This window comes from Streptomyces sp. NPDC040545 (assembly GCF_055595065.1).
Genome location: NZ_JBVIWA010000017.1, coordinates 100,854 through 125,597 on the forward strand (window position 1 = coordinate 100,854; position 24,744 = coordinate 125,597).

Sequence of the window (24,744 nt, forward strand, 5' to 3'; positions counted from 1 at the left end):
CTGCTGGGGACGGGGCACCCGGGTGTCGTATGAGCCCGCCCGACGTGATCGGCCGACGCCGATCGCCCCCTGGGGGCGTCAGCTCGTCACGCGGTTCTCACCGTCGTGGGCCCGCTGGAGGATGTCCTGCCAGAAGGCGGCGGACCCGGTCGCGTCCTGTTCCTCCTTGGCCCAGGAGCGTTGGTTCTCTGCGGCGGGGTCGGCGATGCGCTGCCAGATTTCCTCCGCCGCCCCCGCGGCGAGGGCCTGTATGTTCTTCCAACTGTCAGCCTGTTGCCCGGCGCGTTGCCGTTCCGCCAACCAGGCCGTGTGGGCGCCTTGGGCGTGCGCGGTCACGGCCTGCCAGGCGCGTTCCGCCTCGGCTCGGGCCGCGGCGGTGTCCGACGCGCCGCGCAGCGCCTCCTCCGCCTCGGCCGCGGTCTTCAGGAGCAGGGTCAACGCCCGGTGGCGCAGGGCCTCGGAGTCCGCGGTCCGCAGTCGGTGGCCCTCCAGGTCCAGAGCCCCGCCGGTCACCCAGCCGAAGCCGTAGAACTCCCGCACGTCCTCGTCCGCGGCCCCGGGCCGTAGAGCCCACTGCGCCGCCACCCGGACCTGCTCGCCCGGATCGTGCTCGGCCAGCGACCGCACGAACTCCCGGTCCCGGTCCAGCAGCGCGCGCTGCTCACCCGCGGCAGCTTCCCGGGCCATCCGGTCGATCTGCTGCGCCTGGGCGTAACCGGTCTTCACGAAGGCGGCCCGGTCGGCGTCCGAACCCTTCAGAGCCCGCTCCACCGCACCGCGGGTCTGGGGCGCGAGATCCGCCGGATGGGTGCGCAACACGCGCTCGCAGAACATGCGGTTGCGAGTCCGGGCGTCCTTCAGGCGCTGCTTCGCCAGGTCGTACCCGCCGCCCGGCGCCAGCCAGTCGGCGATCGCCGCATCACCACGGGTGCTGCGCAGCGCGTTCCACGCCGAGGTCCGCAATTCCGCGGGGAGCCCCGACAGCGCGATCCCCTGCACCTGCTTGCGCGCACCGGCCGCGGCCGCGGTCAGCGCCGCCTGTGACGCCTCCGAGCCGGGGCTCGGCGCAGGCACGGATGTCGGCGGCGGAAGCGTCGGCACTGCTGCCGGGGCCCGGAGCGACGTCCGCTCAGGTGGTGCGTCCTGGGCGTGGGCGGAATGACCCGTGCACGTTCCCGCGACGACCCCCAGGACCACACTCACCTGCCACAAGATCCGTGCCATCGGAAAGCCCGCTTCCTCTCGGCTGCTCACGTCAGGAGGCGCCGCGCTTGTGGGCCTCGCGCACACCGTTGTCGATGAACTCCCGCCAGGCCGCCGGGTCGCTCAGCAGCGCACGTATGGCGGCGGCGCGTACCTCCGGCCCGGAGACCTCGTGCTTCAGGATCACGCGGATGAAGTTGTCGTCGCTCAGGGCGAGCAGTTCGGGGGTGCTGGGGATGCCGACGGCCAGCAGCGCCTGTGACTTCGTGAGTCGGGCGGTGCGTTCGGCCTCGGCCCGGTCCCGTTCGCGCTGCTGGTCGAGCCGGTAGGCCTCGTGGATACCGGTGATGACGAACCGCGCGTGGTCCTCGGCCTTGGTACTGGCCATGGCCTGTTCCGCGGCGGTACGCACCGAGTCCAGCCGCTCACCCCCGTCCCTGGCCTTCTGCCACAGGGCGTGGACGAAGTCGTAGTCGCCGAGGAGGAGAACGTCCGGGGCGGGGTCGAGCCGCACGACGGCCGCCGCCTCCACGCGTTGGGTGTCCGTCGTTCCGATGCTCGAGGCCTGCGCCGTCGCCGGGGGTGCGGTCTGCGACGGCGCGGCGAGCGCAACGCCAGGTGCTGCCACGCCGAGAGCGGCGGCGAGCGCGGTGCTGGTCGCGATTCCCCGTGCGACGGTCTGCCGCAGGGGGGTGGTGTTTCTGTTGTGCATGCTGTTTCAAAAGCCCCTTTGATGCTTTGAATTGGGGGAGCATGGGGTCGACATGGGTATCGCGGAAGAAGGGAGATCGCCCCCGGTCTTCCGTACGTACGCGCATCCGTCGCCGCGTCGGCGCGGCGGAGGGATTTCCCCGCCGCCGCGCGATGTCGACGCAAGCCGGCAGCAGCGTCACGACAGTGCCCCGCACGAGCCCGACGGGCTGTCGTTTCCTGCCGTCCGCGGAATGGTCGACGCGTCGGTGCCCTGCGTCGTCACCGCGCTTGGACGCACGCACGGCCCACTGCCGTCCCGTCCCCCGTATCCCCGTGAATTGCCTTACGGACGCGCACAAAGTGGAACAGTGTGAGTCGGTCGCTCACTTCGTGGGCCCCTGACCGGCTCCCCAGCCAGTCATCGAGACCGTAACAGGAATACCCAAACCCGACAATGATCTTGTTTTCGCCATCGGAATTTCACGTTCCGAATTACGTTCGACTACGCACAGCGAAGTCCCCCGGCTTCCCGGGAATCCCTTTACGGGGAACGGAGATCGGGTCAACGAAGCCGGCGCTCATGCCGAGTTGACGCTCTGCCCGCGCTGCTTCGTACGGCGGCGAGGACGGTCCGCACGAGCCGAGCGGACGGGCCGTACGGCCGCTTCCGACCCACTCCGGTGATCGTCGGCCATACGTACCGCCTTCCGCCCCTTGGCTGGTTTTCTTGCCTCTGGTCCGAAAGGCCCATCTTTTCCGGCCGCCGAAGAGCTCTGTGACATCAGCGCTCGTCAGGCCGGGCCGCGGCGCACCGGGCACCGCGACCCGAACCTGCTCGTCGGGCGGTTCTCACGAACGCGGCACGATCGACACCGGCGCCCTTGCATGCCTGCTCCGTGACGGACCGGACGAGCAGGGGCCCTTCACGGCGGTCAGGGAGCCAGCGGCGGAGACATGGTCCAGACGGCCAGGAGGGCCTCTTGACTGCCGATCGCGGGGAACGTGAAGTTGGAGCGGGCGTAGACGTCCCGAGGCGTGGGCGACAGCCACCTCAGGCCCGTGTCGCCGGCCTGCGTGAAGGACACTCCGCCCTTCTCGGGGAGCGCCGGGGGCTGGCGGACACACCAGTTGGCACTCTTGCGGAATGCTTCGCTGCGGTCGTCGGCGGCGATCTCCACCTTCGGCGCGCCCTGTTCCATCTCCCCGCTCCTGAGGTAATAGCCGGGCTTGCGCACGGACTCGAAGGAGTAGCAGCCGGGCTCGCTCGCAAGAGAGGGTACGACGACCCAGGTGGCGTCCTCACGGTCGTTCAGTGAGCTGCTGCCCGAGAGGTTCCTCATGACCGCCCTGCCGTTGTCCGCGTCGGACTGGCGCGCGTAGTCCCCGCTGTCCCGCGCCCGGAGGGACTGGCGCTTGAGCCGTTCCTGGGTGTCCGGCCTGAGGAACAGCGCGACGTCCTCGTCGCTGCCGGCCAGCGCCTTCATGGCTGCCTCGGCCAGATTGAGGTTGACCCCGCTCTTCTGCGCTGCGGCCTTGATCTGCAGGGCGAGCTTGCGGTTCGCCGCCGCGAGCTTCTTGCGCTGGTTCTCGGCATCGCGCTTGTACGCGGTATCGGCGCCGGTGTGGATGAAGGCCTTCCACACGGTGGGGTCCGAGGCGAGGGTGGCGCGCTGCGCTTCCGCGTAGAGCTCGCTGCTCTTGAGGTCGGCGGGGGACAGGCGCAGGAGTTCGCGGATGAAGTTGTCGTCGCTCAGTTCGAGCATGGCCTGGGAGGGCGTGATGCGGAAGAGGGCCGCGGCGTTCTTGCGGGCCGCGAGCTCCTTGAGGCGCTCGGCCTCCTTGCGGTTCTTCTCCTCCAGTTCCTTCAGCTCGTTCGTAACGTCCCGCTTGTGGGCGTCACGGGCGCCGTTCAGGATGAACTCCCGCCAGTCCGCCGGCTCGCCGAGCAGCGCCTTCAGCGCCGCTGCCCGTACCTCGGGGCCTGACGCGGCGTGCCTCGCGACGGCCCGGACGAAGTTGTCGTCGCCGAGGGACAGCAGCTCCGGGGTGCTGGGAATGCCGATGGCGAGCAGAACCTGGGACTTGGCCAGCCTGGCCGCACGCTCGGATTCGGCCTTGTAGCGCTCGCGCTCCTGGTCGAGCCGGTACGCCTCATGGATGCCGGAGGTGATGAACCGCACGTGGTCCTCGGCGGCCGTGCCGGCCATCGCCTTTTCGGAGGCGGTGCGCACCGCGTCCAGCTTCTCGCCCGTTTCGACGGCCTTCTGCCACAGTGCGTGGATGAAGTCGTAGTCGCTGAGCAGGAGCAGGTCGGCGGTCGGGTCCAGGCGGACCACGGCCGCGGCCTCGACGCGCTGGCCGTCGGTCGTCCCGATGCCCGCGGCGCGGGCCACGGCATCCGATGCGGCAGTCCCGGAGGCGCTGTCGGCGAACGCGCTCGGCGCGACGGTGCCCGCGACGGCTGCGAGGGCGGTGGCGGTCACCAGGCCCCGTGTGACGATCCGTCGCACTCGTAGGGAAGTGGTGTGATTGGTGTGCATGGTCTTGCGAAACTCCTCTGCCACCGGGAAACCGGCGGCTGGGCATGAGCTGGTGAAAGTGACGGCAGACGCGCCGCGGCGGTCCGGCAGCCGCGTGGGGCAGCCCTGCGGAAGGCGCACCGCGCACCGCAGTCCGCACGGCGCCGAGTACCTGGGCCAGACCGAGCGGAAGAAGAGCCGAAAGACGAAGTCGTTCAGGCCGGGAGGCCCGCCGGTACCCGACGAGTCAGGGTGAAGAAGACTGAAAGGGCGAGCCGGTCGAGGCGTTCATCATGACGGGCGTGCGGCAATGCGCCGAGGCTGCGGAGCATCGCTCCGGACCTCGAAAACCGCCCGGAAACGCAGAGCGCACGGACCTACGCAGCACAAATCCCCCTATTGCGCATATGAACACCTTCAGCGCCCGGTCCGCCGGGGCATCACGGCCCCTTTGGTCCCCTCCGGCACGCTGCCAGGTCAGATTGGTCATTGGGACCATAACTCGCATTTGTCGAGCAATGCAACGTCACTCCTGACACAGTGACACATCACGCATTCGGTGCATGTGATTCCGTTTAAATGGCGGTAGTTGGGCCACTGCCGCCCCGGCCACACCGTCCCCGTCTTCGCCCGCCCGAGCGGTGCCACCGGGGTCTTGACGGTCCTTGCCGCCACGTCATCGTCACGGGTGAGGCTCCAGGTCAGGACGGAGCCCGTGGCCGGTACTGCCGGTGCCGCGCCCAGGACGGGTCAACGGGCCACTGCCAGGCAGTACTCCTCGTCCCCGGCGAGGAGGTTGCGGTGGGTGCCCTCGGCCGTGATGACCCCGTCGTCCAGGACGAGCACACGGTCGGCGGCGTCCAGGAGGGCCGGGCTGCTGGTGATCACGACGGTGGTGCGGCCGCGGCGCATCTTCGCGACGTTGCGTGCGATGAGCTGCTCGGTGACCGCGTCGACGGCCGTGGTCGGATCGTGCAGGACGAGGATGTCGGAGTCGGCGGCCAGGGCCCGGGCCAAGGACAGCCGTTGGCGCTGTCCGCCGGAGAGGTTCGCGCCGCGGTCGCGGACGCCGTGGTCGAGTCCTTCGCGGTGGAGGGCGACGACGTCGTTCAGCATGGACGCCTCGACGGCCGCGTCGACCGTGCGGCTGGTGCCCGACGGGTCGATGTTCGTGCGGAGGGTGCCCGCGAAGATCTCCCCGTCGTACGGGTTCACCAGCATGTGCTCGCGGACCGCCTCGACCGACAGGGCGGCGAGCTCCTCCCCGCCGACCCGCACCGCTCCTTCGTACGCGTGCGGCGGGACCTTCACGGCCAGGATCGCGGCGAGGTCGGCCGCGGCACGCGGCTGGTAGACGGCGATCGCCACGAACTCGCCCGCCGGCACCTGGAACTTCAGGGCGCGCAGGGTCCCGTACCGGACGCAGTCGACCTCCAGGCCACCGCCGGCGGCCGGGCGCTCCGTCCCGTGCGCGGCCACCGGGGGCGCGGCCAGCACCAGCGCCATGCGTTCGGCCGAAGCGCGGGCCGTCATCACGTACTTGGGCATGTCCGAGAACAGCTTCAGCGGTTCCATGATGAACTGGGCGAGCCCCACGGCCATGACGAGCTCCCCGACGGTGATGTGGCCGTTGAAGGCCAGCCAGCCGGCCGTCAGGGTCACGCCGGCGGCGAGCGCCGCGTTCAGGGCCGTGGCGGTGCCCGCGTACACGCCGTTCACCCCGGCCACGGTGATCGCCTGGTGCTTGGCCTCCGTACTGGCCTTCCGGTAGGACCGGAAGGCCGCGTGGTTGCCGCCGAAGCCGTGGAGCGGGCGCAGACCGGTGATCAGGTCGGCCACCTTGGCGCCCGCCCGGGCCACCCTGGCCTGCTGTTCGCGGGTGCTGGAGCCGATCCGCCGGGACATCACGCTCAGGACGGAGAGGATCAGGGCGGTGCCCGCGATCACCAGCAGGCCGAGCCGCAGGTCGGCCAGTCCCAGCGCGACCGCCGCGACCAGTACGGCGACCAGTGAGCTGAGCAGCAGCGGCACCACCTCGATGATGTCGGCCGTCTGGTCGGCGTCCTCGGTGGCGATGGTCAGCACCTCGCCGGACTTGAGGCCGGCGTCCCTGGCCACCGGCTCCAGCCCGCAGTCCGCGACCCGCGCCCGCCAGCGGTGCGCCTCGGTCGTGTTGGCCTTCTGCAGGATGCGCATGCCGAACCGCCACGACAGCGACACGGTCGTGATGATCACGGCCAGCGCGCCGATCGACAGGGCGAGCGCACCGGGGCCGCGGTCCTGCATCGTGTGCTCGACGATCAGGCCGAGCGCGATGGGGAAGGCGGTCTCACCGGCCTGGTAGAGGCCCATGAGGACGGTGCCCCAGGTCATGGCGCCGATGTTGCGGCGCAGAGCGGTCTTGAGGATGTCGGACCCCGGTCGGGGCCGCTGCGTGTCAGGAGTTTTCATCGAGGTGGCGGGCAATCATTTCCGGGGTTCGCAGGGTGAACAGATCGCGGACCGTGATCACGGGACCGTACTCCCGGCGGAGGAGGCCGATCAGCCGCACCGCCAGCATGGAGTGGCCTCCCAGGGACACGAAATCACTCAGCGCGCTCACCTCGTCGTCGTCCAGGTCGAGTGCTTCGGCGAAGAACTCGCACACGACGGTCTCGGTCCCGGTCTCCGGGCCGCGCTCCCCCGCCGTGGTCAGCGTGCCCAGTGGCCGGGCCTCCGGCAACGCCTTGGTGTCCGCCTTCCCGTTGACGGTCAGCGGGATGCGGTCGACCTGGGCGTAGTGCGTCGGGCGCAGGAAGTCCGGCAGCCCGGCCCCCACCTCGGCGGCGACCGCCGCCAGGTCGGAACCGCCCGGGCCGCCGAGTACGAGGTAGGCGGCCAGCCGGTACGCGCCGTCGACCTGCGGGTCGGGCTGGGCGACCGCGGCGACGAACCGCACCGCCGGGTGCGCGGCGAACGCGGCCTCGACCTCGCCCGGTTCGACGCGGTGGCCGCGGATCTTGACCTGCTGGTCGGTGCGGCCCAGGTACATCAGGTTCCCGTCGGGCCGCCGGGCCACCAGGTCCCCGGTGCGGTACATGCGTTCGCCGGGTGCGCCGAACGGGCAGGCGACGAACCGGTCGGCGGTCTGGGCGGGCTGCCCGAGGTAGCCGCGCGCGATGCCGATGCCCGCCACGTACAGCTCGCCGGGGACATTGTCCGGCAGCGGTCGCAGCCACGGGTCCAGGACGTACACGTCCGTGTTGTCGATGGCCACGCCGACCACCGGGTCCTGGCACTCGAAGGTGCCGACGCCCAGGGTGTTGATGGTGTATTCGGTGGGGCCGTACAGGTTGTAGCCGGCCGTGCCCTCGGTGTCGGCGAGCCGCTGCCACAGGGTGGGGCTGACGGCCTCGCCGCCCAGCAGCACCAGGGCGGGCCGCCGCTCGGGGTGGTCGAGCAGGCCCTCGGCCACCAGCTGCTGCGCGTAGGTCGGGGTCACGTTGATGACGTCGATCCCGTGCTCCAGGCAGTACTCGACGAGGCGGGGGGCGTCGCGGCGCAGTTCCTCGTCGCAGATGTGCACCTCGTGGCCGTCGGCGAGCCAGAGCAGTTCCTCCCACGACATGTCGAAGGCGAAGGACACGGTGTGGGCGATGCGGAAGACCCGGTGGCCGTGGTCCGCGAGCACCGGCTCGAAGATCCGCCGCTGGTGGTTGATCAGCATGTTGGTGAGCCCTGCGTACTCGGTCACCACGCCCTTCGGCCTGCCGGTGGATCCGGAGGTGTAGATCGTGTAGGCGGGGTGGCGCAGGCGGTTCGGGTCGTCGGGTGCGAAGGTCACGAACGGCTCGGCCCCGGGGAGGGGCCGGTCCAGTTCGATCAGGTCGCCGGTCAGCCGGGGTGAGACGGCGCTCACGGTGAGGGTCACGTCCGGGCGGGCGTCCGCGACGATGGCGGCGATCCGCTCGTCCGGGTGGTCCAGCTCCAGCGGCACGTACGCGGCGCCCACGCGCAGGACGGCGAAGAGCGCGACGATCGAGTCGAGGGAGCGCGGGACGGCGAGGGCCACCGTCGTCCCGGGTCCGATGCCGCGTGCGGCGAGCACGCCCGCCAGCTCCCGGCTGCGGTCGCGGAGCCGCTCGAAGGTCATGGTCCGGCCGTGGGCGACGAGCGCGACCCGCCGTGGATCGCGGTCGGCCGCCAGGTCGAACCGGTCGACCACGGTGTCCGTGCCGACCTCCGTGCGCGCGGCGGGCACCGGCTCGGGGCCCGCGCCCGGCAGCGTGCCCACCGGGCCGGTGGAGCGGGCCAGGTCCCCGAGCAGGTCCAGGTAGTCGTCGAGGAGCCCCCGGGCGGCCGCGGTGTCGTGGTCGCGGTACTCCAGCTTGACCGTGAGCCGGTCGCCGGGGGTGACGACCCAGGTGAACGGATAGTGCGTGGAGTCGTCGGCCCGGACCGCGGTGATGCCGTGCCGGGTGTTCATCTCGGCGAACGCGTCCATGTCCAGGAAGTTCTGGAGCACGAACAGGTTGTCGAACAGGGTGTCGTGGCCACCGGCCCGCTGGATCTCGCCGAGTCCGAGGTGCTCGTGCTCCATCGCCTCGACCCGGGCCGCCTGTACGGCCGTCAGGTAGTCCCGGACGGTGTCGTCCGGCCGGGCCCTGGTCCACATGGGCACGGTGTTGAGCAGGACGCCGACGACCTCGGAGAGGTCCTCGCCCTCGCGGCCCGAGACGGTCACGCCGAACACGGCGTCGGCGCGGCCGGTGCGGGCTGCGAGCAGGAGCCCGAACGCGCCGGTCAGCACCGAGTTGAGGGTGACGCCGTGCGTCCGGGCGACGTCCCGCAGCAGCTGCGACGCTTCGGCGGAGAGGGTGTGTACGAGTGTCCGCGGCAGGTCGTCGACCAGGGCCGGCGCCGGGCCGGCCAGCAGCGTGGGGCCGGGGAGGCCGGCCAGGTGCTGCGCCCAGAAGCGTTCCGAGACGGCCGGGTCCCTGGCGTCGAGGGCCCGGGCGTAGTCCTCGAAGGCGGGCGCGGCCGGGGCCGGTGTCGTCAACTCGCCCGCGAGGGAGGCCTCGTAGGCGTCGAAGAGGTCCCGCAGCACGATCTCGCGGGACCAGCCGTCCCACAACAGCAGGTGGTAGCTGAGCAGCAGGCCGTCGCGGTCGCCGGGCAGCCGCACCACGGTCAGGCGGATCAGCGGCGGCTCACCCGGGTCGAATCCGGTGTCGCGGTCGCGGGCGAGCAGGGCCTCGATCTCGGCCTCCGTCGCGAGGCCGACCGTGCGGACGCCGACCCGCCGGCCCGCGCCCAGGACCTGGACGGCCTTGCCGTCGTCGTCGGTGGTGAAGCCCGCGCCCACGACCGGGTGCCGGGCGATCACCCAGGCCATCGCCTCGGCCAGCGCGTCGGTGTCCAGGCGCCGGTCGAAGGTGAACCAGCTCTGCGCGACGTAGTGTCCGGCCGCGCCCGCCAGCTGCGCCTGGAAGAACAGGCCGCGCTGGAGCGGGGTGACCGGCGCCGTGCGCTCGGCGGTCGTGGCGGCGGCCGCGACGAGTTCCAGGGCGGCGCGCCAGTGCTCGGTGATCTCGTCGGGTATGCCCTCGGCGAGGGTGAAGACCGCGTGCAGGCTTCCGGTGGCCGCGTCGGTCCAGGCGTTGACCTCGACGGCGTACGGGCTGCCCTCGTCGGCGCCGGTGAGGTGGATGGCCCGAGACTCGCCGCCCCGGCCGAGGTAGTTGAACAGCACCTGCGGGCGGGCGGTGAGCAGCGGCGCCGTCTGCGGGTTGAGGTACCGGAGCCCGCCGTACGCGACGTGCGCGCGCTCGTCCGGCTGGCGTTCGGCGACCTCACGGGCCGCGGCGACGGGGTCGGTGTGCGGTGTGAGGCGCACCGGGGCGATGGCGGTGAACCAGCCGACCGTACGGGTGTAGTCGTGGTGTGCCGATGCCGGGACCCGGCCGTGCCGCTCCAGCTCGATCGCCAGATCGGTGGGCGAGGGCTGGATGCGGGTGAGCGCGGTGCGCAGCGCGCCGCACAGCAGCTCGGTGAGGCCGACGCCGAGTGCGGCGGGCGCGGTGCGCGTCACCTGGTCGCTGGTCCCGGGCGGGAGGACGACCGTGGTCTCGCGCGGCCGCTCGGCCACGGGCAGCAGCGCGGGTGCCTGGAGGGTGGTGATCCAGTGCCCGAGGCCGTCGGTCTCGTGGGCCGACCGGTCGGCCAGTGCCTGCGCGTACGCGGCGTAGGAGGTGGTCGGCGGGGCGAGCGGGTTCCCGCGCAGGGCGGTGGCGATGTCGTCCAGCAGGATCAGCCAGGAGACGGCGTCGACGGCGAGGTGGTGCGCGGTGACCACGAGGGTCCGGGTCGTCTCCAGCCAGGAGAACGCGACGACGTCCCCGGTCTCGGGGTCGAGCCGCCCGGCGGCTTCGTCCGCCGCGGCCGTCGCATCGGGCGCGTCGCTGCGTACGACGGTGACCGCGCGGGCGGGTTCGGTGCGCAGGGCCCACACCCCGTGCTCGGTGCGCAGCCGCAGCCGCAGGGCCGGGTGTGCGGCGACGACGGCGTTCGCGGCGCGCTCGGCGTCGGCGTGGCCGGTGCCCTCGGCCGCGACCAGGGACCGGGCCTGGGCGAACCGGGCGAGGGATCCGCCGAGTTCGCGCCGGCGCAGGATGATCGGGGTCGGGGTCAGCGGGCCGTCCTCGCGCGGTGCGGGTACGGGTGCGCCGGGCGCCGCGGGGTGCGGGGTGCTCGTCGCCAGGTGCTCGGCGAGCGCGCGCGGGGTCCTGAGCAGGAACACGTCCCGGGGGGCGATCGCGAAGCCCAGGGCCCTGGCCCGGTTGACGACGGTGATGGCGAGGATGCTGTCGCCGCCGGCCCGGAAGAAGTCGCTGTCGCCGTCGACGGCGGTGCCGGGCAGGGTCTCGGTGAAGATGCCGACCAGTGCGGTGAGTGCGGAGGCGGTCACGGAGGCGGTCGGGGAGGCGTTCGGGGAGCCGCTCGCGGCGGCCGGTACGCCGTGCGGCGCGTCGTGCGGCGCGGCGCGTGCGATCAGGGCCTCGCGGTCCAGTTTGCCGTTGACCGTCAGCGGCAGGGCGTCGACGGGCAGGACCAGGCCGGGCACCATGTGGACGGGCAGCTTCGAGGCCAGGAGGCCTGCGAGGTCCTGGGGCACCCGGCCCACGACATGCGCGACCAGGTGGTCCGCGCTGTCGGCCACGGTGACGGCCACGTCGACCACACCGTCGAGTTCCCGGATCGCGGACTCCACCTCACCGGGCTCGATGCGGAAGCCCTTGAGCTGCACCTGGTCGTCGGCTCGGCCGGTGAACTCCAGCTCGCCGCCGAGCGTACGGCGGGCGAGGTCACCCGTGTGGTACATCCGGGATCCGTCGGCCGCGAACGGGTCGGCGACGAACCGGCACGCGGTGAGGGACGGGCGCCGCAGGTAGCCGAGGGAGACCTGGTCGCCGGCGACGTAGATGGCGCCCACCCGGCCCGGCGGGACCGGCCGGAGCCGGTCGTCGAGCAGGTAGGTGACCAGTCCGGGGATCGGGCCGCCGATCGGGCTGACGTCCTCGCCGGAGCGGAAGTCATCGTCGGTCAGGACCCGGTGCGTGACGTGCACGGTGGTCTCGGTGATGCCGTACATGTTGACCAGTTCGGGCGAGGCCGTCCCGTACCGCTCGACCCAGCCGCGCAGCCGCCCGGGATCCAGTGCCTCGCCCCCGAAGATGATCCGGCGCAGGGTGGTGGCGGGCTCGTCGGCGTGCCGGTCGGCCTCGATGAACTGGTAGAAGGCCGACGGGGTCTGGTTGAGGACGGTCACCCGGCGCTCGCGCACCAGGCGGTGGAAGTCGACGGGTGAGCGGGTCAGTCCGTATTCCGGCACGAGCAGCTCGGCGCCGTGGGCGAGCGCGCCCCACAGCTCCCACACCGCGAAGTCGAAGGAGTACGAGTGGAACTGGACCCACACGTCGTGCGGGCCGAAGTCCATGGCGGGCCGGGTGTTCGCGAGCAGGGTCACCACGCTGGAGTGCGGGACGACGACGCCCTTGGGCCTGCCGGTCGACCCGGACGTGTAGATCACGTACGCGGGATCGTGCCAGTCGGCCCCGGACCCGGCGGCGTCCCGGGCGGCCTGGGTGTCCTGGACCTCCGGGGCATCCGGGGCGGCCTGGGCGGCCTGCGGCGGCCGCTCCCCCTGTACGAGCACACGGGCCGGTACGCCCGCCCGGGCCAGCAGCCGCGTGAAGCGGTCCCGGTGCTCCGGGTCCACGAGCACGACCTGCGGAGCCGCGTCGGTGAGGATGTACTCCAGGCGTCCGTCCGGGTACGCGAGGTCCAGCGGTACGTACGCACCGCCCGCGCTGACGACGGCGACGAGGGCGACGACCTGTTCGAGGGAGCGCGGGACGGCGACGGCGACGCGTTCGCCCGGCCGGACACCGGCGGCGCGCAGGGACGAAGCCAGCTCGTCCTTCGCGGCGGCCAGTTCACCGTAGGTCAGTGACCGGCTGCCGCCGTCGAGGGCGCACTGGGTGAGGGCGGTCGCGGCCGGATCGCGGTGCGCGGCGGCGTCGAAGAGTGCGCCCAGCGTCGTCGGGGTGATCCGTGCGGGGGGCAGGGTGCCGGTCGGAGCCAGGTCGTCGACGAGGGCGTCCGGCCGGGTCAGCAGGCCGGTGAGGGTGCGGGTGAAGGTGGACAGGATCGTCCGGGCGGTCGGCTCCCGGACCAGCGCGCCGTCGTGGATCAGGTTGAAGCGGGGGCGGCCGTCGGGCGCGCGCTCCACGACGAGGGTCAACGGGTAGTGCGGTGCGCCCTCGTTCACGATGTCGCCGATGACGAGCGTGTCCTCGGGTCCGCGCAGGCCCGCCACGTCGGTCGCCACGTCGAACACCACCAGGGTGTCGAAGAGCGGGCCCGCTCCGCTCAGGCGGCTGATGCGCGCGAGGGAGACGTGCTGGTGCGCCAGCACCGCGCTCTGGTGGTCCCGTACCGAGGCGAGCAGGTCGCGCGCCGTGGTGGTGGCGGCCCACCGGGCGCGCACGGGGATCGTGTTGATGAACAGACCCACCATGTCCCCGATGCCGGGCACGTCGGCGTCGCGCCCGGACACCGTGGAGCCGAAGACGACGTCCCTGCCCTGCAGGAGGCCGCCGAGCGTCGCCGCCCAGGCGCTGTGCACGGCCACGCTGAGCGGGACACCGGCGGACCGGGCGGCCTCGTCGATGTCCCCCTCCGGCGAGGTGGCGGTGTCGGCGAACCGGTCGGACGGCGTGTGCCCCTCGGCGACCAGCGAGGGGCCGGGGAGCCCGGCGAGCTGTTCGCGCCACACCCGGTCGCTCTCGTCCTCGTCGCGTCCGGCGAGCCGGCGCACGTAGTCGGTGAAGCCGCCGCGCGGGTGCACGGTCCCCGGCGCGTGGTACTCGGCCAGCAGGGCGCGGAGCATCGGAGGCACCGACCAGCCGTCGGCGATGATGTGGTGCACGGTCTGCACCAGGACGCTGCGGGCAGGGCCGGTGCGGATCAGCGTGTACCGCATCAGCGGGCCGCTCGCCAGGTCGAACCCGGCGCGGCGATCGCGCTCGGCGTGCTCGCGGATCTCCTCGCCGGTGATGCCGGGGCGGTCCAGGGTGGTGAACGGGGCCTGCACCCCGCCCTCCAGGACGGAGACCACGCGGCCGTCGGCGAGGGCCGTGAAGCGTGCGGCCAGGTTGGGGAAGAGCGTGAGCAGGCGGGTGGCCGCCGCCGCGAGCCGGCCGGCGTCCACCTCCCCGTCCAGGGTCAGGAGCTGCTGTTCGACGTAGCTGCCCGCGGAGTCGTCGTCGAAGACCGAGTGGAAGTAGAGGCCCTCCTGGAGCGGGGTCAGCGGCAGGACGTCCCGCAGCGCCGGACCGTCCAGCTCGTCGACGTCGGCCTGGGTGAGCGCCGGCACGGCGAAGTCGCTGGGCGAGTGGCCGCCCAGGCCGAGTCCGGCCAGGTCGAGTGCGGCCAGTGCGGCCAGTCCGGTCAGGGCCTCGCGGAAGTACCCGCCGATGGTCTCGACGTCCTGGTCGGTGAGCAGCCCGTCGGGCCAGGAGAGGGTGGTGACCAGTTCGTACGCGCCGCCGGCCGAGGCGGGTTCGGCGATCGCGTTGAACTCCAGGGCGCGCGGCAGCCGCATCCTGGGGTCGCGCCTTTCGCCCAGCCGGCCGGTGGTCTGGGCGAGCTCCCAGTCGCCGGAGGAGCCCGCGTCGAAGCGGCCCAGGTAGTTGAAGAGCACCTGGGGGGCGGGCGCGTCGAACGCGGCGTCGGCCAGGTAGCGCAGGGCGCCGTAGGAGACGCCGTTGCCCGGGACCCGCGCGAGGTCCTCCTTGACCGCCTTGAGCGCGGCGACCAGGTAGGCGGGAGCCGTGAGGTCGGTGGCCGCGCCGGGGTCGACGGTCACCGGGAACAGGGTGGTGAACCAGCCCACGGTCCGCGACAGTTCCGGCTCGAAGCCGGCGGAGTCCGCCACGTGGCGTCCTTCGCGGCCGTGGCCCTCCAGTTCGATGTGCGCGAACGTCTGGTCCTGGCCGAGGTCGCGGCGCCACCGGGCGAGGGTGACGGCGAGCGCGGTCAGCAGCACGTCGTTGACGCCCGCGTGGAACCTCGCGGGGACCTCGCCCAGCAGCGCGGCCGTGACGTCGGGGCCGACCGAGAGGGTCGTCGTGCGCTCCCGGGCGACGGTGTCGGCCGCGGACAGCGCGCGCCGGCCCAGCGGCGCGTCCGCCCCGGGCAGGGCGCGCCGGAAATGGGCGAGGTCGGCGTCGAACCGCGCGCGCGCCAGGAGCTGCGTCCAGCGCCGGAACGACGTGCCCACCGGGGGCAGTTCGACGGGTGCGCCCGAGACGTACCAGCGCCACGCCGTGGAGAGGTCCTCCATCAGGATCCGCCAGGACACGCCGTCGATCACCACGTGGTGCGCGACCAGGACCAGCTGGCGCGCCTCGCGGCGCCAGACGGCGCGCAGCATCACGCCGTCGGCGGGGTCCAGACCCTCGGTGGCGAGCGTGACGCACTCGTCGAGCGGCCGGTCGCTCTCCTGCCATCGCGCCACGGCCCGGTCCGCCTCCGGGATCTCGAAGCTCCAGCGCTCGCCCCGCACCAGCTTGGCGCGCAGCATGTCGTGCCGTGCGACGACGGCGGTGAGGACGGCATCGAGCGCGTCGGCCGTCAGGTTCGCCGGGGTGTTCAGCACGACCGACTGCACGAAGCCGTCGATGGCGTCCGTGGTCGCGCCGAGCCACTGCACGATCGGCGATCCCACGACCGTCCCGGTGGCGACGTCGCCGTGGTCCACGGCGGCGGCCTCGCGGTCCGCGACCGCCGCCAGCGCGCCCACGACGCTGTTGGTGAAGATCTGGCGGGCCGTGACGTGGAGGCCCGCCTCGCGCAGGGCGCTCAGCAGGGAGATCGCCAGGATGCTGTCCCCGCCGAGCTGGAAGAAGTCCTGGTCGACGCCGACCGCGTCACGCCGCAGCACCGCCGCGACCGCCGCGCACACCAGGCGCTCGTTCTCGGTGACGGGCGGGGCGAGCGCGCCCGCGCCGGCCTGGGGCTCCGGCAGCGCGCCCCGGTCGAGCTTGCCGTTGGCGGTGAGCGGGAACTCCTTCATCACGACGATGTGGGCGGGCACCATGTACTCGACCATGTGCCCGGCGGCCCACTGCTTGACCTCGTCGACGCGCAGGTCCTCGCTCCCGGTGGCGGGGATCACGTAGCCCACGAGGTAGGTGCCGCCGGCCGTGTTCTTCTTCGCGACGACGCAGGTGTGGCGTACGGCGGGATGCTCGGCGAGGCCGACCTCGACGTCCTCGATCTCCAGCCGCATGCCGCGGATCTTGATCTGGTTGTCGGCGCGGCCGAGGAAGTCCAGGGATCCGTCGGGGGCGAAGCGGGCGAGGTCACCGGTGCGGTACAGCCGGGATCCGTCCGTGGCGAAGGGGTTCGCGACGAACCGGGAGGCCGTCAGGCCGGGCGCGCCCACGTAGCCGCGCCCGAGCAGGAACCCTCCGACGTACAGCTCGCCGCCGACCCCGACCGGGACCGGGCGCAGTTCGTCGTCGAGCACGTACAGCTGGGTGTTGGGGTTGGCCTTGCCGATCGACGTCGACAGGCGTTCAGCGGCGCCCCGGTAGATGACGTGCGAGACGCCGATCGTCGTCTCGGCGGGGCCGTAGCCGTGGTACATGGGTATGTCGAGCCGGGTGCGGAAGCGCTCGTACAGCTCCGGGGTCAGCACCTCGCCGCCGCACCACACGTGCCGCAGGCTGTCGAGGCGTCCGGAGTCGCCGGCGATCTCCAGCAGTACGTCCAGCATGGACGACACGAGGTAGGTGAAGGTGACGCGCTGCTCGGCGATCACGCTCAGCAGGTGGTGCGGGTCGCGTTCGCCGCCGGGGCGCAGGACCACCAGCCGGCCGCCGCACACCAGCGGCAGGAAGATCTCGTTGATGGAGATGTCGAAGGACAGCGGCGCCTTGAACAGCGACGCGTCGTCGTGGCCGAAGCCCAGGATCTCCCCGGCCTGCCACAGCAGGCGCTCGCTGATGGCCTCGTGGCGGATCATCGCGCCCTTGGGCCGGCCGGTCGAACCGGAGGTGAAGATCACGTAGGCCAGGGCGTCTCCGGGGACGGTGACCCCGGTCCCCTCGCCGGAGCAGGAGCCGAACCGCCAGTCGCCGAGGTCGACGGATACGGCTTCCGGTTCGTCCGGGGCGTGTTCGCCGGAGTGGTTGAGCTGCAGGACGACGCGGGCGTCGGCGATGACGACGGAGCGGCGCGCCGCGGGCCACTGCGGATCGAGCGGTACGAACGCGGCTCCCGCCTGGAGCACGCCGAGCAGGCCGATCACCATGGCGGCGGAGCGGTCGAGGGAGATGGCGACGACCTGTTCGGCGGTGAGGCCGCGTTCGATGAGGTGGTGGGCCAGCTGGGCGGAGAGTTCGGCGGCCTGGCGGTAGGTCAGCGAGCAGTGCTCGTCGACGACGGCGACGGCGTCCGGCCGCAGGCGTGCCTGCTCGCGGAACATCTCGACGACGGTCGGGCGGATCCGGTCCGCCCCGGTGTCGTTCCACTCGGCCAGGGTCGCGAGCCGCTGCGCGACACCGCAGGGGCCGATGGTGGAGAGGGGCCGGTCCGGGAAGTCGGCCAGGTCGTCCAGGGCGAGCTGCGCGTCGGCCGGTACGACGCCTTCCGGGAGGGTGATGCTCCGGCCGGGCGGGCCGTCCGGGCCGTCGGAGCCGTCCGTCCCGACCTCCCAGCCGGCCGGTCCCGCACCGCCGTTGTCTGCCCAGCCGAGGACGTCGGCGAAGAGGGTGCCGGGGGTCAGATCCAGGCCGTCGGGGCTGCGGCCCGTGGCCCAATAGGCCAGTGCGACGGCGCACGCCCGGGCGATCACCGTGTCGCCGTAGTCGCCGGACCGCCGGCGCACTTCGGCCAGGCGGGTGGGAGAAAGCAGCACGAGACGAGCGGTCGATTCCGTCATCGAAGGCTCAACGCCCTTTCCAGATCGATATGTTGGCCCAGCCGAAAAATGGGGCGGCCTAGCTGCCCTCGCGCCAGGCCCGCCACAGTCGTGCGTAGCGGCCGCCCAGGGCCACCAACTCCTCGTGCGTCCCCTGCTCCACGACGCGTCCCGCGTCCAGTACGGCGATCCGGTCCGCCGCCATGGCCTGGGTCAGCCGGTGTGCCACGAACAGCGTGGTCCGTCCCGCGCACGCGGCGAGCACGGCCCGTTCCAGCTCGGCCGCGCCCTCGCTGCCCGCCTCCGCCGTGGACTCGTCGAGCACCACGACGGGGGTGCGGCCCAGCACCAGCCGGGCCAGGGCGACGTGGGCGACCTTGGTGGCGTCGAGGCGTTCGCCGCCCTCGCCGACCAGGGTGTGCAGACCGTCGGGCAGCGCGTCGACCCAGCCGTCGGCGCCGACCGTGCGCAGGGCGTCCATCAGCTGGGTGTCGGTCGCCTCCGGTGCGGCCAGGCGCAGGTCCTCGGCGAGCGGTCCGGAGAAGACGTGGGTCTCCTGGGTGAGGATGCTGACCAGGGCCCGGGCCCCGGCCTCGTCGAGGCCGGCGAGGTCGGTGGACCCTATGCGCACGGACCCGCTCTGCGGGGTGCCGATGCCCGCGATCAGCGCGGCCAGGGTGGACTTGCCCGCGCCCGTCGCCCCGACCAGGGCGAGCGAGGTGCCGGCCGGGATCGTCAGGTCGACGTCCCGGACGACGGGATCCTCGGAGTCGGGGTAGCGGAACGTCAGCCCGCGCACGGTCACGGGCACCGGGTCCGGCGGGTCCGGCGGGTCCGCCGCCCCCGCCACGGCCAGGGAGCCCACCAGCCGGTCCTCCGCGTCCTCCTCCAGCACTCCGACCAGGCGGGTCAGGCTCGCGCCCGACTTCTGCGCCTCGTCGAAGGTGAACATGATGGAGCCCAGCGGGGTGAAGAGCCGGTGGAACAGCAGCGGGGCCGCGGAGACCTCGCCGAGGCTGGCGGCGTCGGCCTCCAGCAGGGCGTACCCCACCACGATGATCAGGACCAGCCCGATGAACTCGGCGCGGTTCTCCCGGCCGACGAACCGGCCGAAGAGCCGGAACACCTCGATGCCGAGGTCGCGTACCCGCCACGACTCATGGGTGACCTTCTCGCGGACGGCCCCTTCGAGGCGGTACGCCCGGACCGTGTCTATCCCGTTCAGTCCGCTGATCAGGGCCTGCGCGCGGTCGGCCTGGGCCGCCCGCTGCTGGCGGTAGAGCGGGGCGGAGCGGGGCAGGTACCAGCGCAGGGCCAGACCGTACGCGGGCAGCGCGCAGGCACCGGCCAGACCGAGCCGCCAGTCCAGGCCGAACATGCCGATCGTGGCGATGACGACCAGCACCCCGGCCGAGAACACGGTGGGGACGGCCGTCCTGATGCCTTTGGACAGGACGGCCACGTCGTCGCCGACCCGGGAGAGCACGTCCCCCCGGCCGACCTGCTCGATCCGGGCGCTCGGCATCCCGAGCACCGCCCGGACGGCGCCTTCGCGCAGCCGGGCGAGCAGGTCCGCGCCGAGGCGCCCGATGAGGTAGGCCGACAGGGCGGTGGCCGCCGCGCCGAGCAGCGCGGCGGCCACCATCAGCACCCCGGTCGTGACCAGGATGGAGTGCGGTCCGCCCGCGACCACCGCGTCGACGACGCGGCCGAGCAGGAGCAGCGGGAGCACCTGCAGGGCCGCCCCTGCCACCGTGGTGAACACGGTGGCGAAGGTGAGCCACGGCACCTCGCGGCAGTGCGCCGTGACCCAGCGGGTGGCCTCGCGTCCGGTCGTCGTGCGCAGGGTCGACGGGGCGACGCGCGCGGCGGTGAGGCTCACACCTGGCCGGCCGACTTGACGAGTTCGTCGATGGCGTACGGCAGGGAGAGCAGGGTGCCCTGGGACATGGCCGCGCCGACGGCCGGGCCCTCGCTGTCGAGGAGGTAGGAGACCTTGCCGTTCTTGACCGCGTTCAGGTTGGTGAACAGCTGGAACTTCTTCAGGGCTTCCTGGTCCGCCTTGTCGGCGATGACGAAGATGCGGTCGACGTCGACGAGGTCCATGCGCTCCGGGGAGAGCGTGGTGTAGAACTTGCCGTCCGCAATTCTGTCGATCTCGGTCCGGCCCTTGTAGCCGATGCCCGTCACCAGCCGGCCGCGCACGTCGGTGGTGGTGAAGGGGGCCACCGAGTCCTTGTACCAGGACACGGGGACGGCGGTCTGGTTCGCGAACTCGGGGTGCGTCTTCCTGGCCGTGTCGAGCTTGTCCTGGATGCCCTTCACCAGCTCGGTGCCCTTGGCCTCCTGGCCGAGCGCCTTGGCGATGTGGACGGCGTTGTCCTGCCAGGGAGCGCTGAACGGTTCCTTCTCGGCCTTGGTGCGGCCCACCGTCGGCGCGATCTTGGTGAGCTTCTCGTAGGCGGCCTGGTCGATCTCGGAGTACACGGCGATGATCAGGTCCGGCCGCAGGGCCGCGATCTTCTCGTAGTTCGGGCCGGCGTCACCGTTGTTCATGATGACCTCGGGGCGGGTGCCGCCCCACTTCTCCTTCACCCAGGGCCACTGGGTGTTGATGTCGGGGGACGTGCCCGGCGGGTTCGGATACTGGTCGACCATGCCGACCGGCTTGATGCCGAGCGCCAGGATGGCCTGGTCGTCGGTGTACCCGACCGCGACGACCCGCTTGGGAGCCTTCTCGACCTCGGTCGATCCGAAGGCGTGCTCCACGGTGACCGGGAAGGTGCCCCCGACGGCCGGGGCGTTGTCGCTCTTCTTGTCGGCCTGGTCCGCCGAATCGGAACCGCATCCGGCCAGGAGGCCGACACCGAGGGCCGCGGCGGAGGCTCCCGCCGCCAACCGCCGCCAGGGCTTCATACGTGTCGTTCGATGGAAGAGCATCCGAAATCCCTTGCTTTCGTGCCGTCCATTGCAGTTCCGCCCGAGGGCAGCCAAACCCTACCGCGCTCAAGTGAGGCTAGCCTAGCCTTACTTGCGGCGTAACTTTGTTTGATCTAGGGGGTGTTCACGTGGGCGCGGCCGATGGGGACGATGAGCGGCCTGTCGCCCACCGGGTCGTCTATCACCTTGGCGCGCAGCCCGAACGCCTCGTACAACAGCTCGGCGGTGATCACGTCACGGGGGTGCCCCTGCGCGAGGATCGAACCGGCTTTCATCACGATGAGGTTGTCGCTGTAGCGGGTGGCCAGATTGAGGTCGTGCAGCACCAGGACGACGGTGCATCCCGACTCGTGCAGGTCGTCCACGAGGTCGAGCACGTCGATCGCGTGCGCCAGGTCCAGATACGTGGTCGGCTCGTCCAGGAGCAGCAGGTCGGTGCCCTGAGCCAGCGTCATCGAGATCCAGACCCGCTGCCGCTGCCCGCCCGACAGGGCGTCGACCGGGCGGTCGGCCAGGTCGGACACCCCGGTCATGGCCAGGGCCCGCGCCACGACGTCGGCGTCGTCGGAGGACCACTGCCGCAGCCAGCTCTGGTGCGGATGGCGGCCCCTGGCCACGAGGTCGGCCACGGTGAGCCCTTCCGGCGCCACGGGAGCCTGCGGCAGCAGGCCGAGCTTCTTGGCCACGTCCCGGGTCCTGAGCCGGCCGATGTCCTCGCCGTCCAGCACGACCGATCCGCTGGTCGGTTTGAGCAGCCGGGACAGGGTCCGCAACAGGGTGGACTTCCCGCACCCGTTGGAGCCGATGATCGTGGTGATCACCCGCGGCGGGATCGACACGTGCAGGTCGTCGATGACGACCCGGCCGCCGTACCCGACGGTGACCCCTCTGGCCGCCAGCCGTACGACCTCGGCCCCGTCGGACTCGATCCCGGCGGTCTGCGATACGGACACAACTCCCCCTGAAGTAGGCACGTCTGAAGGGTCTGAGGGTCTGAGGGTCGGATGTCCGGCGGTCTACGGGTCTGCGGGGCCACCGGTCAGCGGAGGTTGGCCCGCACCAGCAGATGGATGAGGAAGGGACCGCCGATCACGGCGGTCACCACCCCGACCGGGAGGGTGATCGGCAGTGCCGTACGGGCGACCAGGTCCGCGCCGATCAGCAGCAGGGCGCCGACCAGCCCGGAGGCCGCCATCGGCGGCGTCGGGCACTTCGCCAGCCGCATCGCCACCTGGGGCGCCACCAGCGCGACGAACGGGACCGGGCCGGCCGCGCTCACCGCCACGCCGGCCAGCAGCACCGCGCACAGCAGCAGCACCGCCCGCACCCTCGTGTACCGGACGCCCAGGCCCGCGGCGACGTCGTCACCGAGGTGCAGCGGCTTGAACTGGAAGGCGACCACCGTCACGACGGCCATCAGGGCGAGGGTGCACCACAGCGCCACACCCACGTCGTCCCACGACCGGTTGTCCAGCGAGCCGACCAGCCAGGCCTGGGCCCGGGCCACGTCCCTGATGTCGGCGGTGGCCAGCAGCCAGGTCGTGACCGCCTCCGTCACGGCGCTCACCGAGATGCCGATGAGGATGAGCCGGAAGCCGTCGATCCCGCGCCGCCAGGCCAGGAAGTACACGAGGAGACCCGTGCCGAGGCCGCCCGCGAGCGCCGCCCCGGACAGGCCCACGGAGTGGACGAGCGCCGTGGCGGTCCCGCCCGACACCGTCACCAGGAACACCGCGACGGCGCCGGCGCCCCCGGTGATCCCCAGGATGTCCGGGCTGGCCAGCGGGTTGCGCGCGATCGACTGGGTGATCGCCCCGGACACCCCGAGCGCGACGCCCACGACGAGCCCGGCCAGGGCGCGCGGCATCCGCAGATCCATGATGACGAACTGGTCGACCTGCTCGCCCCCGCCCACGACCGTGGCCATCACCCGCGACAGGCCGATGGGGAAGTCCCCCACGCCGATGGACACGCAGAACACGAGGAAGGCCGCCGCCGCCAGCAGCAGCGTGACGCACACGGCCCACGGCCGCCATACGAACGAGACGGGGCCGAGCCGCACGCCCGGCGTCACCGATGCCAATGCCTTCACCCCGGTCCCGGTCACGCACTCTTGAACTTTCCGCGCCACACCAGGGCCGCGAAGAACGGGGCTCCGAGGAGGGCCACCACGACCCCCGCGTCCAGCTCCCCCGGCCGCACCAGCAGGCGCCCCGCTATGTCGCAGACCAGCAGGACGATGGCGCCGAGCAGGCCCGCGTACGGCACCAGCCAGCGGTAGTCCGGCCCGGTCAGGTACCGGGCCACGTGGGCCACCATCAGGCCGAGGAAGGCGATGGGGCCGCACGCCGCCGTGGCGGCTCCCGCGAGCAGGGTGACGGCGGCGATGCCGACGGTCCGGCTCAGCACGATGTTCACCCCCAGCCCCCGTGCGACGTCGTCGCCGAGGTTGAGCAGGTTGAGGGCGGGCAGCGTGATCAGCGCGAGCACCAGCCCGACGGCGACGAACGCGGTCACCGGCCGGATGACGTCGAACCCGACACCGGCCACGGAGCCCGCGTTCCAGAACCGCAGGGCGTTCAGCGAGGCCTTGTCGGACAGCGCGACCGCCGTGGTCATCGCGGCGAGGAACACCGTGACCCCTTGTCCGGCCAGTGCGAGGGTCAGCGGGTTACCGGCCCCCCGGCCGATGCTCGCCAGCCCGAAGACGACGACGCCGGCGACCGCGGCGCCCAGGAAGGCGAACCAGACGTACTGGAACGGGTTGGCGAACCCGAACAGGGCGATCACCAGCACCACGGCGAAGGAGGCGCCGGAGTTCACGCCCAGCAGGCCCGTGTCGGCGATCGGATTGCGCGTATACCCCTGGATCAGCGCCCCGCCGACCCCCAGGGCCACGCCCGCCACGACCGCGAGCACCGTGCGCGGCACCCGTACGGTCCGCACGATGAGCCGTATCTCGGTGAGCCGCTGGTCGGGGTCCGGCGCCGCCGATAACCCTCGCCACACCTCGGCGGGGGTCAGCGCCCGCGCGCCGACGGCCAACGACACCACCACGGCGGCCACGAGGACCAGCACCAGGGTGACCGAGCCCACGACCCGCCGCCGCCGGGCCTCCGTCACGCCCCTGGGCGCGGGGCGTTCCACTGCAAGGGTGCCCATGTCGCTCTACGTCATCCCTTCGATCCCCACCCGGACGGGTCGGCACGCCGACGCAGCCGCGACCGAAACTTAGGCAAAGCTAAGCTGATTCCCCGGCGCCCTGTCGATAGACAAAACGGGCACGCAGGAGTGAGGGGCCAACCAACTCGCCCTTAAATGTGTACTGTTGATCGATTAGCTTAGCCTAACCTTACTTGATCGGACCGGTGCCGCACAAACGCGCCCCGGCCGAAGGCCGGGGCGCGCTCCGGTCCGAGAGGAGTCCGGGCCGTCAGGTGTGCAGGCGGCTGTTGGGGCCGTCCTGGTCCCCGGCGCTCTCGTCGTTGAACCAGTAGTCCCCGGCCGCCAGGTACCGGAAGGAATGGGTGCTCTTGCTGGGCAGCTCGACGGTCACGGCGCGCTTGCCGTCCTTCCGGCGGGCCAGGGTGTGGACACCGGGCTGCCAGTCGTTGAAGTCGCCCACCACACTGACCGGTCCCGGCGGGGTGTCGACAGGCAGGATGAAGGTGACCTCGGTGCGGTCCTTGCGCAGTTTGCGCTCCAGCATGGTGAGCTCCTGACAACGGCAGTGGGGGTGGTACGCCGCCCATAGTCGGCGGCGGACGCACCGGACGCACCCCGGCGCCGCCACTCCCACCACGGACCCACTACATCGAGTGACCCACGGGCACGCAATGTCACCCTGCGTGTCGACGCACTCGGGGTACCGTCCCCTCCGCTCCTGTCAAGGTACGAATGGCCGGGACTACGGCCTCGTCG

11 protein-coding genes are annotated in these 24,744 nt (G+C 72.1%); all 11 read right to left on the reverse strand.

Annotated features, from left to right (window positions below):
• Positions 1-78: 78 nt before the first annotated feature.
• The 11 genes from ACZ573_RS28325 to ACZ573_RS28375 all read right to left on the reverse strand — a co-directional run bounded on the left by ACZ573_RS28325 (position 79) and on the right by ACZ573_RS28375 (position 24,532).
• A complete protein-coding gene (locus ACZ573_RS28325; protein ID WP_471309229.1) occupies positions 79-1,074 on the reverse strand; it encodes a hypothetical protein in 996 nt (331 codons plus the stop codon).
• Positions 1,075-1,255: 181 nt separating this feature from the next.
• Positions 1,256-1,915 (reverse strand): hypothetical protein, encoded by a 660-nt coding sequence (locus ACZ573_RS28330; RefSeq protein ID WP_471309231.1) that lies wholly within the window; start codon positions 1,913-1,915, stop codon positions 1,256-1,258.
• A 913-nt stretch (positions 1,916-2,828) separates the two neighbouring features.
• A complete protein-coding gene (locus tag ACZ573_RS28335; RefSeq protein WP_471309235.1) occupies positions 2,829-4,379 on the reverse strand; it encodes an AbfB domain-containing protein in 1,551 nt (516 codons plus the stop codon).
• Between the two features lie 786 nt (positions 4,380-5,165).
• On the reverse strand, positions 5,166-6,866 hold the full coding sequence (locus ACZ573_RS28340) for an ABC transporter ATP-binding protein (protein ID WP_471309238.1): 1,701 nt from the start codon (positions 6,864-6,866) through the stop codon (positions 5,166-5,168).
• Positions 6,853-17,904, reverse strand: a complete 11,052-nt coding sequence (locus tag ACZ573_RS28345) for an amino acid adenylation domain-containing protein (RefSeq protein WP_471309239.1) — start codon at positions 17,902-17,904, stop codon at positions 6,853-6,855. Before ACZ573_RS28345 ends, ACZ573_RS28340 begins: the two co-directional genes overlap by 14 nt.
• 58 nt (positions 17,905-17,962) lie before the next feature.
• Positions 17,963-19,765 (reverse strand): ABC transporter ATP-binding protein, encoded by a 1,803-nt coding sequence (locus ACZ573_RS28350; RefSeq protein ID WP_471309242.1) that lies wholly within the window; start codon positions 19,763-19,765, stop codon positions 17,963-17,965.
• Positions 19,762-20,823 carry an iron-siderophore ABC transporter substrate-binding protein gene (locus ACZ573_RS28355; RefSeq protein ID WP_471309244.1) on the reverse strand — a complete coding sequence of 354 codons (1,062 nt, stop codon included), beginning with the start codon at positions 20,821-20,823 and terminating at the stop codon, positions 19,762-19,764. The genes ACZ573_RS28350 and ACZ573_RS28355 overlap by 4 nt, the downstream gene beginning before the upstream one ends.
• 113 nt (positions 20,824-20,936) lie before the next feature.
• Positions 20,937-21,776, reverse strand: a complete 840-nt coding sequence (locus ACZ573_RS28360; RefSeq protein WP_471309246.1) for an ABC transporter ATP-binding protein — start codon at positions 21,774-21,776, stop codon at positions 20,937-20,939.
• An 86-nt stretch (positions 21,777-21,862) separates the two neighbouring features.
• The gene (locus ACZ573_RS28365) at positions 21,863-22,930 is read right to left on the reverse strand and encodes a FecCD family ABC transporter permease (protein WP_471309249.1); all 1,068 of its coding nucleotides are present in this window, start codon (positions 22,928-22,930) and stop codon (positions 21,863-21,865) included.
• Positions 22,927-23,985 (reverse strand): FecCD family ABC transporter permease, encoded by a 1,059-nt coding sequence (locus ACZ573_RS28370; protein WP_471309251.1) that lies wholly within the window; start codon positions 23,983-23,985, stop codon positions 22,927-22,929. The genes ACZ573_RS28365 and ACZ573_RS28370 overlap by 4 nt, the downstream gene beginning before the upstream one ends.
• Before the next feature lie 271 nt (positions 23,986-24,256).
• Positions 24,257-24,532: an isoamylase early set domain-containing protein gene (locus ACZ573_RS28375; protein ID WP_030384091.1), complete on the reverse strand. Its 276-nt coding sequence runs from the start codon at positions 24,530-24,532 to the stop codon at positions 24,257-24,259.
• Positions 24,533-24,744 lie beyond the last annotated feature (212 nt).

Coding starts and splice junctions, on each gene's coding strand:
- ACZ573_RS28330 (WP_471309231.1), bottom strand. CDS start 1,915: ATGCACAACAGAAACACCACCCCCCTGCGGCAGACCGTCGCACGGGGA.
- ACZ573_RS28340 (WP_471309238.1), bottom strand. CDS start 6,866: ATGAAAACTCCTGACACGCAGCGGCCCCGACCGGGGTCCGACATCCTC.
- ACZ573_RS28345 (WP_471309239.1), bottom strand. CDS start 17,904: ATGACGGAATCGACCGCTCGTCTCGTGCTGCTTTCTCCCACCCGCCTG.
- ACZ573_RS28355 (WP_471309244.1), bottom strand. CDS start 20,823: ATGCTCTTCCATCGAACGACACGTATGAAGCCCTGGCGGCGGTTGGCG.
- ACZ573_RS28370 (WP_471309251.1), bottom strand. CDS start 23,985: ATGGGCACCCTTGCAGTGGAACGCCCCGCGCCCAGGGGCGTGACGGAG.
- ACZ573_RS28375 (WP_030384091.1), bottom strand. CDS start 24,532: ATGCTGGAGCGCAAACTGCGCAAGGACCGCACCGAGGTCACCTTCATC.